This window comes from Bacteroidota bacterium, from assembly GCA_016711505.1.
Lineage (GTDB): Bacteria > Bacteroidota > Bacteroidia > AKYH767-A > 2013-40CM-41-45 > JADKIH01.
In genome coordinates this window covers 144,313-159,805 of the sequence record JADJSV010000016.1, presented here as the reverse complement: position 1 = coordinate 159,805, position 15,493 = coordinate 144,313, and the positions used below count along the sequence as shown (strand labels likewise).

General features: G+C 37.4%; 13 protein-coding genes and 1 pseudogene. 4 read left to right on the top strand and 10 right to left on the bottom strand.

Annotation, left to right across the window (positions count from 1 at the left end; all coding sequences use genetic code 11):
• Nucleotides 1–551: 551 nt before the first annotated feature.
• The 9 genes from IPL24_13610 to IPL24_13570 form a co-directional block, all read right to left on the bottom strand.
• Nucleotides 552–716, bottom strand: a complete 165-nt coding sequence (locus IPL24_13610) for a hypothetical protein (GenBank protein ID MBK8364648.1) — start codon at nt 714–716, stop codon at nt 552–554.
• An 82-nt stretch (nt 717–798) separates the two neighbouring features.
• The gene (locus IPL24_13605) at nt 799–987 is read right to left on the bottom strand and encodes a hypothetical protein (protein MBK8364647.1); all 189 of its coding nucleotides are present in this window, start codon (nt 985–987) and stop codon (nt 799–801) included.
• A 135-nt stretch (nt 988–1,122) separates the two neighbouring features.
• Nucleotides 1,123–1,914 carry a hypothetical protein gene (locus IPL24_13600; GenBank protein ID MBK8364646.1) on the bottom strand — a complete coding sequence of 264 codons (792 nt, stop codon included), beginning with the start codon at nt 1,912–1,914 and terminating at the stop codon, nt 1,123–1,125.
• A gap of 56 nt (nt 1,915–1,970) precedes the next feature.
• The gene (locus tag IPL24_13595; protein ID MBK8364645.1) at nt 1,971–2,183 is read right to left on the bottom strand and encodes a hypothetical protein; all 213 of its coding nucleotides are present in this window, start codon (nt 2,181–2,183) and stop codon (nt 1,971–1,973) included.
• Nucleotides 2,183–2,461: a hypothetical protein gene (locus IPL24_13590; GenBank protein ID MBK8364644.1), complete on the bottom strand. Its 279-nt coding sequence runs from the start codon at nt 2,459–2,461 to the stop codon at nt 2,183–2,185. The genes IPL24_13595 and IPL24_13590 overlap by 1 nt, the downstream gene beginning before the upstream one ends.
• A complete protein-coding gene (locus IPL24_13585; protein MBK8364643.1) occupies nt 2,454–2,627 on the bottom strand; it encodes a hypothetical protein in 174 nt (57 codons plus the stop codon). Before IPL24_13585 ends, IPL24_13590 begins: the two co-directional genes overlap by 8 nt.
• A 153-nt stretch (nt 2,628–2,780) precedes the next feature.
• A complete protein-coding gene (locus tag IPL24_13580; protein MBK8364642.1) occupies nt 2,781–2,948 on the bottom strand; it encodes a hypothetical protein in 168 nt (55 codons plus the stop codon).
• Between the two features lie 401 nt (nt 2,949–3,349).
• Complete coding sequence (locus IPL24_13575; protein MBK8364641.1) at nt 3,350–3,916, bottom strand: hypothetical protein; 567 nt, start codon at nt 3,914–3,916, stop codon at nt 3,350–3,352.
• A gap of 22 nt (nt 3,917–3,938) precedes the next feature.
• The gene (locus tag IPL24_13570; protein ID MBK8364640.1) at nt 3,939–6,227 is read right to left on the bottom strand and encodes a hypothetical protein; all 2,289 of its coding nucleotides are present in this window, start codon (nt 6,225–6,227) and stop codon (nt 3,939–3,941) included.
• A 368-nt stretch (nt 6,228–6,595) separates the two neighbouring features.
• Between IPL24_13570 and IPL24_13565 the strand changes: the two are divergent.
• The 3 genes and pseudogenes from IPL24_13565 to IPL24_13555 all read left to right on the top strand — a co-directional run bounded on the left by IPL24_13565 (nt 6,596) and on the right by IPL24_13555 (nt 9,651).
• Nucleotides 6,596–8,010 (top strand): annotated as a pseudogene (locus IPL24_13565) (MBL fold metallo-hydrolase).
• 83 nt (nt 8,011–8,093) lie between these two features.
• A complete protein-coding gene (locus tag IPL24_13560; GenBank protein ID MBK8364639.1) occupies nt 8,094–9,155 on the top strand; it encodes a DUF4421 family protein in 1,062 nt (353 codons plus the stop codon).
• A 244-nt stretch (nt 9,156–9,399) separates the two neighbouring features.
• Entirely contained in the window at nt 9,400–9,651 is a 252-nt protein-coding gene (locus IPL24_13555; GenBank protein MBK8364638.1) for a hypothetical protein, read from the top strand.
• 95 nt (nt 9,652–9,746) lie between these two features.
• Here the strand turns inward: IPL24_13555 and IPL24_13550 are convergent, their stop codons facing one another.
• Nucleotides 9,747–12,281 (bottom strand): CotH kinase family protein, encoded by a 2,535-nt coding sequence (locus tag IPL24_13550; protein ID MBK8364637.1) that lies wholly within the window; start codon nt 12,279–12,281, stop codon nt 9,747–9,749.
• A gap of 162 nt (nt 12,282–12,443) precedes the next feature.
• Here IPL24_13550 and IPL24_13545 point away from each other — a divergent pair, with 162 nt between their 5' ends.
• Complete coding sequence (locus tag IPL24_13545; GenBank protein ID MBK8364636.1) at nt 12,444–15,437, top strand: right-handed parallel beta-helix repeat-containing protein; 2,994 nt, start codon at nt 12,444–12,446, stop codon at nt 15,435–15,437.
• Nucleotides 15,438–15,493: the final 56 nt, after the last annotated feature.

Sequence of the window (15,493 nt, the reverse complement as noted above, 5' to 3'; positions counted from 1 at the left end):
CCTTTGTTGTCGGTGTAAGAATAAGAATTATATCCGTCTTCAGCCATAACAGCTTCAGTGAAGATCATTTCACCCCGCAGGCTGATCGTGCTGACTTACACCTGACATTTTGTTTAAGATGAAATCAATTTTGAATTCGTCGGAGAAAGGATTTGTGGGATAGCGGTAATTTCAACTTCTGCTTCATCTATAACATTTTGTCCGCCTTTATTCTTTACGGTTTCTACATCGCTATAAGAAAAGTGTCCGTCGTATTAGTTTGCTTTAATCTGTAATACGAATATCCATCCAGTGGGTTTGGGTCATTGGCTTCATACTCAAGGTAACAGTTGAATTCCCTGCTCTCGCTTAGTGAGAATTGGCTCGGAAGGTCTGTCCATCTGTGGGAACGTTCGATTGTAAAGTCATTATTAATTTCTGCTGCTGTTGCCCAAGTCAGACTAACATTGTTTGTCCTTCAATTTTGGCATCGAAAGAAATCAATTTAATTGGTAGTGCAATATTTTTATTCGTCAAATTAAACGACTTAAAGAATAATGAAGTTTGTCTGGTTATAGATCCACCGGATGAGTTAATAGCTCGGTACGATACATGAGTGTATTAACATTCACATAATTCAATTCATACATTGCCTGCTGTTGCGTGCTATCAATCCCTGAAAGGTCACTTGCAGATCCAACGGCGCGATAATTTCCAAAAAGGTTTGAAACTGTCAAAGTTGAGAAAATGCATCAAGGTTATAACTTCTTGGCATTGTCCTTCAACAAAACTCTCTGATACTGCTATTTCCATCCCACATCAACTCTCCTGTTGCTGTAATTTTTTAAATGTTGTATCAGTACTCGTTCCAGTTTTCTTGAATGTTAATTTCCATTCTACATAAGCTGTTCTATTTGACAGGTAATGTCTGAAAGGTTGAAAGGACGCATCATAACCTACAGATGAATTATCAATATCATTTAATGTTGCCCCAATTTGATAGTCCATAATTTGACCCATGCATCTACTCCACGAACAACCATTGGAAAAACATAGATGCATTTTACTGCCTGATGTTCCGCTTCTAAATCGGAGAACTGGATGCTGCATAATCTCCAAGTGCTATTGCAAAGATTCCGGAACTTATTTAATCTTGATCGTTCTGCAGTTGCAACTCCAGAAACGATAGACCGAGGTTGAATTATCATGAGTACCTGCCGGTAACCATTGAGAACTTGCATTTGCTCTGTTAGCCAATGTAATTACCGTTCCATCAAGAATCATATTACTAAATCCGTCTTCCTTTAATCTGACTGTAAATGTTCCAGATGTCAGCGGTGAATTCGGTGTCAACATCCATGTACCATAATCAAGTAGCTCTGACATTTCAACTCCATCAGCTGTAATGGTATCAAGAACGAAAGATGCATCATTTGGATCTCCTGCAGTAAATTTCCCAAGTACATTAGAAAATCCTGCTGTACCGGATAATGTCAAAGTAAGTAATTCATATTTTGAAGTCGAGCCTAAAGGATAAACATATGCTCCCGAACTGCCGACAGAACGATTCAAATTTCCAACAATGTAATTGGATGAAGAATATCCTGTAATACTACTTGTTGACGTATTCGTTATATACAATGTATTACTTCCTGTATTAATTTTTCCATTAGCTAGATTCAGAACGCCGGTCACAGTGAAGTCCGTTGACATTGTCAAGGTCCCGCCATTATTGACAGTTAAATTTCTAACTGTTGCCGGGATTCCTCCTCCTGTATTCTGAGTAGCCCCTCCTGAATAAACATAATCCGCACCGGTACTATATGATCGTGTACCTGAAACTTGAATATTGCCAAGTAATCCTGTTGCTGAGATACCCAACAAAGAACCCATTGAAAAGACCGCCACCTGCAGAAAGTGTAAAATTTCTTCCATACATTATACTTGATCCCATCACAAGTGTAGAACCACTGTTAATTTTCCAATCAACATTACCTGTTACAACAGGAAGAGTTGTAGTGAATGTTTGCGAACCTGATCGGCAAAAGAAAATTACCGCACTTGTACTTGAGTTTCCTCCCTACTGTCAAAGTTCCTGCTGTATGAGTATAATTCCCGGAAACGTTTACATAGCCTGTACTACCACTTCCATCAACTATACTAAAACTTCCCAATGTGTGTGTGTAATCTCCTGCTACATTCATTACTGATGTAATATTACTTCCATCAGATAAAGAAAATTTCCTGCTGTAAATGTAAAATCTCCACCAACTGATAAGGTTGAAGCCGGATTTTTAGATAATCGCAATCCACCTGTCAGTCCGGTTGATGTTATAGTAAAATCTCCTGTAACATTTGTTAATGCTGAATTCAAATCTACCCAGCTTAATTGTAAAGGACAATTCCAAACAAAGTTCGAAAACGCTTGTCCACAACCGTTCAAAGAATTGTTATATGTCGTGAATCCTATGATCTCACACATGTTGATCCTGAATTCCAAGTTGCTGTAGGAATTGTTCCACCCGAGGTTGTAAAATTATGCTGATACTTTCCTGAACTTTGAAAACAACTATTGCACTTGCGCTTATGGTTACTGTTCCTGCATTTTTAAATGTTCCTGAAAACGGCCAGATCTGTACCTGAACCATTATTAACTGTCAACGTAATTCCGGAATTCTGGACTAATGTACCACCGCTATTTACAACAATCTGATCAGCAGCTACGCTTGAGGTTATTGTTACCGTGTGACCGGATAAAATGGTGATTGTTGCTGCAGATGAAGTTGGTGTTGATGTTGCATTTACCCATGAACTTCCGTTATATCTCTGCCATGTACCAGTCGAACTCCAGTTTCTGATGCTTTTGTCCGATATTCATTTGTTACCGCTGCATACGCATCTTCATTCGATGAAAAATTAAAGAACAATGTCAGCCCAATAGCAAGTACTCCTACTAAGGCAGATGACACCCATGCAACACGCCTGAACGACGTTTTAATTTCATTTCACGTCGTTGTCTCATCTTCTATTTGGTCTAGATGATCTCATTCTGTTTTGAATTTTAAACAGAAATCATAATCCGATAAACGAATTTTCTTCATTTATCGCAATTATGCTCTTAGATACATTCTACTTAGAGTTGCAACATCTGTTGTAATTAAGTGACGTTGAATCTTACAGAATTCATTATAAATTCTGCAGTTTATCTCCGAGTTCTGCGAGATCTGCGGAAATATTTTAGTATAATTTTTTCTCCCGCAGATCTCGCAGAACTCGCAGAAACCCGCAGATATCAAATATTAGCAATCTGAAAATAAAAAGCCACCCGGATATTCAATCCAAGTGGCTATATAAATAATTGTTGATTTGCTTAGGATTCTAATACTTCAGGATCTTCTTTGTAACCTTTTGCCCTTTGTAGCTGACGGAAACAAAAGTAATATCCACTTGTAAGACCTTTGTTGTCGTTAAACTTATGAATTATAGCCATCTTCTGCAATAACAGTTTCTCTAAATATGATCTCCCCTTTTGTGTTAACCATACTGATCTCAACCTCGGTTTTTGTTTCAGAATAAAATCAATTTTAAATTCATCACCGAATGGATTTGGAGAAATTGCAGTGATCTCAACTGCAGCTTCATCAATATCATTCCCTCCTTTGTTCTTGATCGTTTCAACTTTACTGTATGTGAAACGCCCGTCATAATCTGTTTGTTTTAATCTGTAGTATGAATAACCCTGAAATGGATTGGGGTCATTGGCTTCATAGTCGCGTCTGACCGTCGAATTACCTGCACCACGTTTGGTTAAAAGCGCTTCAAAATTTTGACCATCTTTTGAACGCTCAATTGTAAAATAATCGTTGTTTACCTCTGAGGCTGTAGCCCAATTCAGACTAACATTATTGTTGTTCAGACTTGCATTGAAAGAGATCAACTTGATAGGAAGAGCAATGTTTTTACGTTAATGTCGTAAATGGATCTAAATTATAACTCAAAGGCATGGTTGCATCAATGAATTCTCTTATACCTGAACTACCATCAATATCAACTCCGGTAGCGGTCATCTTCTTTATTGTTGTATCTGTACTCGTGGTAGCTTTTTTGAATGTTATTTTCCATTCTATATAAGCAGTTTTATTCGCCGGATAGTTGATGAATGGCTGGAAGGATGCGTTGTACCCTGTCGCTGAATTATCAATATCATTCAATGTTGCTCCATTATTAAGGCTTATAATTTGTACCCATGCATCTACCCCTCGCATTACATTTGGGAAAAGATAGATTGCATTTACAGCTCCGGCAGTTCCACTTCTCAATGATGGGCTACTAAAAGCAGCAAAATCTCCGATTGCAATTGCAAAGATTCCGAATTTTGTTAATGTCGTTCGTTGAGCAGTTGCTACTCCTGCAGAGACAGATTGCGTAGCATCATCATGAGTACCTGCCGGCAGCCAGTCAGCACTTGAATTTGCTCTATTGGCTAATGTAAGAACTGTTCCGTCTAATATTGCATTACTATAACCTTGCTCTTTAACAGTAACTGCGAATGTTCCTGAAGTCAGTGTAGAATTTGGTGTCAATGACCAAGAACCATAGTCAAGAAGTTCTGTCATCTGCACTCCTGACGCAATTATTGAATCAAGATCATGTGCAGCATCATTTGGATCTCCTGCATTAAATGAACCCAATACATTTGAAAATCCAGCAGTACTTGACAAAGTCAATGTGAGCAATTCATATTTTGAAGATGTTCCAAGTGGATAATCATAAGTTCCTGAACTTCCCACTGAACGATTTAAATTTCCTATAATGTAATCTGCTGATGAATATCCGGTAACACTTGTAGTAGAAGTGTTAGTTACATAAAGTGTATTGCTTCCTGTATTGATCTTTCCATTGGCAAGATTCAATATCCCAGTGACGGTATAGTCAGAAGACAATGTCACAGTCCCGCCGGTATTAATGGTCAGGTTTCTGACTGTTGTTGGCAATGCTGCACCTATTGCTTGTGATGCAGATCCTGCATATGTAGAATCAGCACCTGTGCTGAACGATCGTGTGCCTGAAACTTGAATGTTGCCAAGTAATCCACCAAGCGTAATGCCTAGTAATGAACCCATAGAAATTCCTCCTCCTGATGAAAGAGTAAAATTTCTTCCTGTCAATACATTTGTTCCCATCACAAGAGTAGACCCACTGTTTACCTTGAAATCTACATTACCTAAAACTATTGGCGCTGTTGCCGTAAATGTTTGTGAGCCTGCTTTTGCAAATGACACAACTGCGCTTGTCGATGAGTTTCCTCCAACAGTTAATGTTCCTCCAGTGTGCGTATAGTCACCGGAAATATTCACATTTCCTGTACTTCCGCTACCTTCAACAACAGTGAATGTTCCGAGAGTAAAGGTGAAGTTTCCACCTACATTCATTACTGATGTAATACTGCTACCTTCAGACAATGCAAATCTTCCTGCAGTGAGTGTAAAGTCACCCCCAACATTTAATGTTGAAGCATTATTCTTAGAAATTTTTATGTTCCTGTAAGACCGGTTGATGTAATTGTAAAATCGCCATTGATAGTTGTAAGTGCTGATCCAAGATCGATCCAGATTTATTTGTAGTGGGCAGTTCCATATGAAATTTCCAAACGCCTGACCGAATCCAGATGGAGTATTATTATTAGTAGTATACGTCATAATTTCACAAGTCGAATTGTTGTTCCAGGTTGCAGTTGGAATTGTTCCAGGACTTGTAGAAAAATTATGCTGATACTTTCCTCCGCTTTGATATGAAATTGTTGCTCCTGAGTTTATAGTAACTGTACCGCCATTTCTGTAGGTTCCTGAAACATTCAGATCTGTTCCTGTCCCATTGTTCAATGTTAATGTAACTGAATTCTGAACGAGAGTTCCGCCGCTATTAACTACGATTTGATCCGCTGTGACATTCCCGGTAATTGTAACTGTATGTCCGGAAAGTATTGTTATGATATTATCTGATGAAGTTGGTGAAGCTGAAGCATTCACCCATGATGACCCATTAAATCGCTGCCATGTACTCGTTGCATTCCAGTTTCCTGATGCTTTTGAACGATATTCTCCGGAGACTGCTGCATACGCTTTGTCTTTTGAAGAAAAATTAAAAAATAATGTTAGACCAATTGCCAGTAATACAATTAGGGTTGATGCTATCCATGCAACTCTTCTTAAAGAGACTTTTAGTCTGATTTCAATTTTCTGTTTCATTCCTTATGTTCTTTTTGATTTCAGATATTTCTGAAATCGTAATCGGAAATTACTTTAACGATTTTCCCGATTTTACACTTTTACCCATTTAACCATTAGAATGCTCAGGAGTTATAGTAAAAAGTCACTTTGCTTACAGCAGTCATAAAGGGTGCGGACTCGATTTTTTTCATGAAATCCAACAGTTATACTTAAAATCAGTAAAAATCATGCATAAATAAAAACGGTTACATTTAAATATTACAAATTTAGTTGTGTAAAAAACAACTCAAATTTCCTGAGAAATTGATGTAAATCATAAAAAATGTAACAAAGGTCACCACAAGAAGATATGTCGTTGTAATTTTGTACTATAAAAAGAAACTAAAATGATAGTCGAACAAATCTATACAGGATGCCTTGCACAAGGTGCATATTATATTCAATCTGAAAACGAAGCGGCAATTATTGATCCGTTGCGTGAAATTGAGCCCTATCTTGATCGTGCTGAAAAGGGGAAAGCGAAGATCAAGTATGTTTTCGAAACACATTTTCATGCTGACTTTGTAAGCGGTCATGTGGATCTTTCTGCAAAGAGTGGAGCTGAAATTGTTTTTGGACCAACGGCAGTACCTTCATTCAAGGCACATGTTGCAAAGGACAATGAAGAGTTCAGAATCGGAAAAATTAAATTGAAGCTATTACATACTCCCGGACATACAATGGAAAGCTCATGCTATTTGTTGACAGATGAAAATGGTGCGGAGAAAATTTTATTCAGTGGAGACACTTTATTCATTGGAGATGTAGGCCGGCCCGATCTTGCGCAAAAGGCTGCTAACATGACTCGTGAAGAGTTAGCAGGTTTGTTGTTTGAATCGCTGAAGAATAAAATACTGCCATTAAATGATGATGTTATAGTTTATCCTGCCCACGGCGCAGGTAGTGCTTGTGGAAAATCTTTGAGTAAAGAAACTTTCGACACTCTTGGGCACCAGAAGAAAACCAATTATGCATTAGACCCTAAGCTGACAAAGGAAGAATTTATTGAGAAGGTAACAACAGGTCTTATGCCACCGCCAGGGTATTTCCCTTTCAATGTTGGTCTGAATAAATCAGGTTATGAAAGTTTTGAAACAGTATTAGCAAGAGGAATGACAGGTTACGATCCTGAAAAATTTGAATTGGTTGCTGAATTGGAAGAAGCATTAATTCTGGATACCCGTCATCAGAACGATTTTATAAAAGAACATATTCCTGGTTCAGTATTTATCGGAATTGATGGGGATTTTGCACCATGGGTAGGAGCTTTGATCCCACGAATAGATCAGAAAATTCTTATCATAGCTCAACCGGGACGGGAGGAAGAAGTCATTACGCGATTGGCACGTGTTGGATACGATAAATGTATTGGATTTTTGGATGGAGGAATTCAGGCGTGGAAAAAGCAGGAAAGAACTTGGAATCAATGGAAACAATAAATGTTGAAATGCTTTCCAGATTAAATTCAAATGCCAATATTAATATTCTGGATGTTCGCAAGAAAAGTGAATTCGACAGCCAGCATGTTCTTGGTGCTATCAATGCTCCATTGGATTATGTGAATGATAGTATGGCACTCGTAGAAAAACACAAGACATATTATGTTCATTGTGCCGGAGGGTATCGTTCTGTAATTTTTATTTCCATTCTTAATTCCCGTGGGTTTAAAAACCTGATCAATGTCGATGGAGGAATTAATTCAATTAAACAAAACGACAGACTAATTCTTTCTGAATATGTTTGCCCTACAACGATGTTGTAAAGTCAAAAATATTATTGATAAATTAATTGTTGTTCAATAGGTACCCGGGATAGAAATAATTATCTTGGGTCCCTATGAGCAAATTGAAATTTATTGCAAAAAGTTTAATTCTAATTTTCATTCTGACAACAAGCAGTTTAAATTCGTTTGCTCAGTTTGATACTTTATATGCAATCAAATATCCATCAAAGCTAGGGCTCTCCATTTTTCAGAGTAAGCCATCATATCAGATTGACATTACCCAAAAAATGTCAATCGACACTTCAGGTCTTTCGCCAATCCGTTATTCAACACTTGCGAAGAACGTAACCGGTATTGGTTTTTTCTATGATAAAATTTCATTGTTTGTTGGTTTTAGATCTCCAATAAATCAGGATGAAAGAATTAGAAAAGGAAGAACAAATTATTCACAATTAGGTTTTGCGATCACGGGAGTAAAGTTAAGGATTGAAGGATCTTTGCGTTCCTATAAAGGATTTTACGATATCAATTCAGTTAATTATATTCCTGATTTTACAGACAGCTCTGCATATTTTCAGAATTCTTATTTGGTCAACCGCTCCTTGAGAGCAAAAGCATTTTATTTTCTAAACAGAAAAAAAAGATTTTCATATGGAGCAGCATATGTAAACAATGTCAGACAATTAAAATCTGCCGGTTCGTTTATAGTTGCTACCAATTTATATCATTACAGTCTCAATTCGCCGTCAATTGTGCCGACTTACATTCAGGATTATTATGGAGATTGGAAAAAACTGAATATGTTCAATGTGACAGCAGTTACTGCCGGAGTCGGATATACTCATACTCTGACCATTTTTAAAAGAGCATTTATAAATGTCTTGTTTACATTGGGTTTAGAAGAACAGCACATTATTACAAAATCATCAGAAACCAATAAAAGTTTAAATATCTGGCGGTCTCAGGTTAGCGCATTTGATTTCCGGTCATCGTTTGGATTCAATTCTAAAGAATTTTTTATAAGTATTCAAAATATTGTAGATGGCAATAATTATCGATTGTCAATGTTCGATGTTACAAATGTATACGTTTCTACTTTTCTTAATATAGGATATCGCTTTCCTGTAAAAACTCCGGCGTTTTATAAAAGAATTCAGGACACGAAAGTTTATAAAGCCATTTAATAATAAATAATAAATGATTAATAATTGGCAGTTCCTGTGAAGTCAACATTTTCTCCGGTGCCCTATATTATTCAATATTAATTATTCATTAAAATTTCGGGGTATACTTTTTGCTTTTAATTCATTGAAATTCTAAATCAATATTTTACAAAGAATACTATTACTTTAACTATTGAGAAAAGATTTACACTTAATTTAAAGGAAATTGTAATTACCTTTGTTAAATATTTAAATTAATAAATTAATGGCAAGACCAAAAACAAAAAGTTCATTAGTAGATGGCATGACAGAATTAGTTGACTCACTGCGTAGTATCGAGTCCAAACTTAATATGTTGATGAAGAGTAAAGCGCTTTTCGGGCCAAAGAGAGGTAGGGGTCGTCCGGTAGGATCTGTAAAACTTACTACTGTTAAATCAAAAATTGCGGGAAGAAAACCCGGACGACCTGCGAAGTCGTCCAAAAATGGTCGCGGTCCAGGAAGACCGAGAAAATGAATAATGAAAAGTGAAAAGTGAAAAGTGAAAAGTGAAAAATGGCAGTCCGGAAACCTATTGTTTCGAGACCGCCATTTTTAGTTATTAGTTATTAATTATTCGTTTGAATAGATTAATTTAAAGTTAATAGCTTGTTTTTTCGAGTTGATTGAAACAACATAAACACCCGGAGAAATATTTTTCTCAGTAAGGTTGATTTGCACTGAATATTGTCCTGCACTCATATTGTCTTTTACTGCCGACCAGATCGTTCTTCCTGAAATCGAAGTCACTTTTATATTTATGTCTTCTGATTGAGTTAAATTAAAATCAATATTTGCAACTCCACTGGAAATTGTCGGATAGACATTCGCACTGAAAGTATTTTTATCGAGTGTAGGTATGTCAACTGTATGTTGAACAAAATAGGCAGTTACTGTGTCACTGCCTGTCAAGCTTAATTGAACGAGCGGCGAAGTCAAGCCCGGTAATATTGCAGAACCTTGTGTAGTCTCCCATCGGTCAAAGTAGAAGTCATTGAAACCATCAGGGTTTGCCTGAAGATTTACTTCAATGCCGCCATAATAATTTCCTGTCCATGGAAAATCAGTAATAGTTAATGAGTTTACATCTACAGTTCCTGTACCAATTGGAGTTGCATTTATCGTTAACGGATAAGGCCCATTCAAGGAGTAACAACTATTAAGTCCGGCCGGCATTGCCTGACATCTTCTTTCAATAAAACTTCTCAAGCGTGCAACATTTGCCTGCCATCCTGCATATGTACCGAACCATCTTGTAGCATGTTGCGCCATTTCAGGATCAATAACTGCAACAGTGCTATCGAGCGTACGAAGCATATAATCACAGGAGAATACTGTATTCATTAAATCTATATAACGTGATTTGTAGAAGTGATCAAAGGATGGATTTTGTCTGAGTTTCATTAACAGATCAAGATGTTGCTCAGGGTCGCTCAAATTTCCGTGACCGGGTTCCACATTACATACAGGAGCAGTCGCACCTGTATCAGGAACATTTGTGTAATTAATATAAAATCCAAAAGTTGCATCATTATCCCAGAGAATGTATCCCCACTTTTTATGTGTTCCTGAAGAATCGAGTCCACGCCACCATCCGGTATTATAATTCAACCAGTCAGAGCAAACGGTAATTGAGTTTACTAAAACATAATCCACCAGACTTTTAACATCAAGTTTAGAAGTGATGTTATCCCAGACCGCTGGATCGTTCACATTATTTCCCATAATGTACGTATGAAAATCACTCCAGTCATCAAGCGCTGTTTGTCCGCCATACTCAGCCCAGGTTCCTCCCCATGTTTCGATATATTGTAAATTGAATTTGTCTTGTCCATAATAATAATTTGTAAAATCATGATCATCCGGAATTTCTCTCAGATCATAAACTCCCCAATATTCGCCATTCATGTAAACAATGGCTTTAGTTCCTACACGCACATCAAGATTTAAATTTCCGGCCTTAGCAAGATTATGAACGTATGCATCCCGCAAATGTGCGCTTCCTGTATTTGATGTATGATGAGCAGCAGGATAATTATCGTCACCTGCAGCACGTAATATGATGCGCTGAAATTCATCGCGTGGAGTCAGATTAAAGAATTGTTCCTGTAAAGCATAGTTGTAGCCAAGTTCATCATACATTACATAATCAATACTTCTTTGATCATTTGCCCAGGAATCCTGCCCATGTCGGTTAAATTCTCCATAGCCTGTTGTAGTTCTTTGTTTATTCATGTTGAAATATTCAAATGAACCGAAAGGAACAAGATTGCCGTTACCATTTGCCAGAGTTGTCAATTGATTTGCAGCAATTGAAACGACCGGAATAGAATGTGAGACATTAATAAAATATGTGCTGAAGTTTACAAAACCGGTTGTGATGTTTGGATCAGAAGAAAATGAAGCAGCTTTCAATACACTTGTTGCAGAAATTGAAATGGGTCCGATGTAAGGTGTTGATGAAGCCGTTGGTTCCGTACCGTCCGTTGTAAACCGGATTGTAGAATTAGGTTCTGAAGTTGTGATTTGAATTTGCTGGGTGCCGCTATAAAATCCGGGTAATAAATTAAAAACAGGACTGGCAGAATATCTTAAAAAAGTATTTGCTCCTGTATTGGAAAGATTTGGTGTTGGCGATGTGCATACCTTCCATGTAGTTGATCCATCAGGAATGCGTGCATTTGAATGATCTTCTTTAGTTCTGGAGACAGTGATGTAGTCGATGATCGTTCCGGTATTATCAGAAAGAACTATATTCTCAGAAGGGAATTTTGTTTGAGTGATTCGAAAGTTAGTATGCATTGCTCCACTTGAAGTATTTTTTCCTGAAGCAAAAAATATCATTCGTGCATTTCCGCCAATACTTGTACCAATTGGAATCATCCATTTTGTAGGCTGATTGAGTCTATCGCTTAAATAATAGCCGCCAATATTTACCGGACTGCCACTTGAATTATAGATTTCGATCCAATCTTCGTACTTAGAAAAGTTATCCGGATAATTTGAAACATTTCCACAGGAGTATTCATTGATCACAATTTGTCCGTGCAGATTCAGACTAATAAGTAGTAAACTAAAAAGCAGAATTGAGTAATTTATTTTATACATGACCGGGTTAGATTAGGGCACAACAATTTGAGAAAAAAGCGCCACAATACAAACTTTTAATAGTGCTATTAATTGCGAAAATTGTTAATTTCGACAAATATTGTAAAAATTTAAAAAAAACTTTACTTTCATCTGACTATAACCACCCAAACCAAAACAATCATGAAGAGAAAATTTACTTTCCTATTACTCGTGTACCTTTCATTAAGCGGCTTTGTAAAAGCGCAACTTAGTGGTGCATACACAATTGGCGGAACGAGCCCCGATTATGTTACTATTGCAGATGCCCTGACAGCTGCTCAAGCCGGAGTGAGCGGTCCTGTAATTTTTAATATCAGACCAGGAACATATTCCGGAAAAATCTTTTTGAATGAAATTCAAGGAGCTTCTTTTACGAACACAATTACTTTTCAATCTGAATCAGGTGATAGTACAAGTGTGATCATTACTGATTCTTCATCGTCAACATCAAGCAGTGATTTTACAATCTTTGTTAATGGAGCTGATTTTATCAGATTTAATCAACTTACCATTGAAAGATCAGGTACTTTGTCTTATGCAACTGTAATTTATATGGGTTCAAACTCGAGGGCTTTCACTGTTACAAATTGTATTGTGAGATCTAATCCATATACATTCACAAGTTTGAACAGTAGTCTGGTTCGTCAACCTGTTGCTCAAGCTCAGGATTCCTTAACAACTTTCAGGAATAATTTGTTTTCCGGAGGTTCTTATGGAATTAATCTGACGGGAATTTCTGCATCAGTAAGAGTGAAGAATGTGTTCATTGAAAATAATCAATTCGTTGATCAAGGCGGCCAGTCTATTTCTCTTACAAATGCTTTGAATGCCGTTATCAGAAATAATGACATTACAACAACTACTACAAATACACAGTATGAAGGAATTCATACCCTTACATCTATTGGGATTGATATCTCAGGTAATAAAATTGTTGCAGAGTCCGGAGGAGAATATGGAATCTTTGTAGAAACTTGTCCGGGCACATTGAGTAGTCCGACACTTGTTTCAAATAATTTTGTTGCTTGTGCGGGACAATTTTTTATTGCCGGGATTGAAATAAATAAATCGACTTATGTAAATGTATATCATAATTCAGTAAATATTTATTCGCAGACTCAAGGATCATATTGTCTGGAAGTGCTTGGAACAGGATCAGGAAATGTTGAGATCCTGAATAATAATTTTACAAATACCGGTTTACATTATGTATTTCAGATTTCTCCAAATCCTATCGGCTCCGTAACATTGTTTGATTATAATAACTTGTATTCAATTAATGGATCTGCAATTGGTATTTATGATAATGATACGATCGTTGATCTCGCAGATTTGCAAACTGTTCATTCCGTAGGTTTAAATAGTGTTTCAGGAAATCCACAATACATTTCTCAAACAGACCTTCATGCAGGAAGTGCAAGTGTGAATGATCTGGGAATTCCTTTAGTTTCTGTAACGGTAGATATAGACGGAGAAGCAAGAAACGGAACATCACCTGATCTTGGAGCAGATGAGTTTACACCTCTATCTGATAACGTTTCAGTTTTAAGTTTGTTTTCTCCTTCCGGAGGTTGTGGTGATTCTGCAACAACGATAGGAATCGTAATAAAAAATTTAGGGTTGAACAATCAGACTCCATTTGATATAGTTGCAGATGTTGTATTCCCAGGAGGAAATCAAACGATCACTGAAACTACGGTGAACAATCTTCCATCAAATGCTGCAGATACTTTTTATTTCGCACAAACTATCAATACTTACAACGGTGGCGTACTTGATCTGACAGTATATCTTGATCTTGCTGCTGATCAGTATCATCTAAATGATACAGTAAGAAATTCATATACTTTTCTGGGTCATCCAAATGCCCCAATAGTTGTAACTCCGCAAGATCAATGTGATAATAATTTAGCATTGACAGCAACTGCAGATTCAGGTGATGTGTTGATGTGGTATGCAGATGAGACCAGCGATGAGTTACTTTATTCAGGCGATGTATTTTCACCTTCAGTAAGTTCTGATACAACATTCTGGGTTGAGACCAGACACGGTAGCGGCAGTTCAGGATGTTTACGTATTTCTGAACTTGAACCAAATGGTTTAGGTGACTATATTGAATTGCAAAATGTTTCCGGTGTAGCATTTGATGCTACGGGCTATAAAGTTGTGGGCAGTGATGATTACTCGGATATCAATCTGGTAAATGCAGTAACGTGGGACCTTGGTTTATTTGCTCCGGGAGAAATTCAATTCAGAACTGATGATGCAAGTGATAATTATTTCGGATCGAATTTATTGTTAGAGCCAGGTTTCCCTGGTTGGGTAATGATAGTTGATCCATTAGGAAATGTTGTTGATTTTGCTGCTTTAGAATGGGATAGCGTAACATTACAAACCTTGTCAATTGATGTAGATGGAAATACAGTTACTTTAGGTTCTGAATGGACTGGCGATGGTACGCTATCAACCTGTGCAACACCGGGACAAACTCCAAACAGAATTGGTAACGAGGATAACAATTCAGCAGCAGACTGGTCATGTGATGTATCTTCAAAAGGAACACAGAATCCATTATTGTCAACAAGCTTTATTTCTTGTGGCGTTGGTGCGTGTGCAAGTCCAAGATTTGCAATTGATGTGCATCTGATTCCCGGAGTAACTGCAAGTCTTGGTGCCGATACAGCAGCAGAACTTCCTTTCAATATTCCGCTTAGTCCCGGACAAGGCTACACTAGTTATCTTTGGTCGACTGGTGCAACGACAGATACGATCGTTGTAACTTCAGCAGATACATATTGGGTAACAGTATCTGGTGCGAATGGCTGTACGATCACTGATACAATTGTTGTGGGAATTGCAGTAGGTGTGAACGGACAATTGTCAAAGGATGTATTGTCGTTCTATCCAAATCCTGCAAATGAAAAACTAAGAATTAAGAGCGGAATGCTTGACCTTGATAAGGCGCAGATCAGAATGTTTGATTCACGCGGAGGAATGGTTTCAGATCTTATTATGACTCCTGAAAGCAACCGCACATACATCATTGACTTGAAATTTTTCGAAGCAGGAATTTATTTCGTACAGGTAATTACGGATAAAGGAATGCGGGTGGAGAGGCTGAGTGTAGTGAAGTAAATTATTTTAACACTGAGGGCACAAAGAATAATGTTGGGGTGTAGTCTGCAGACTAC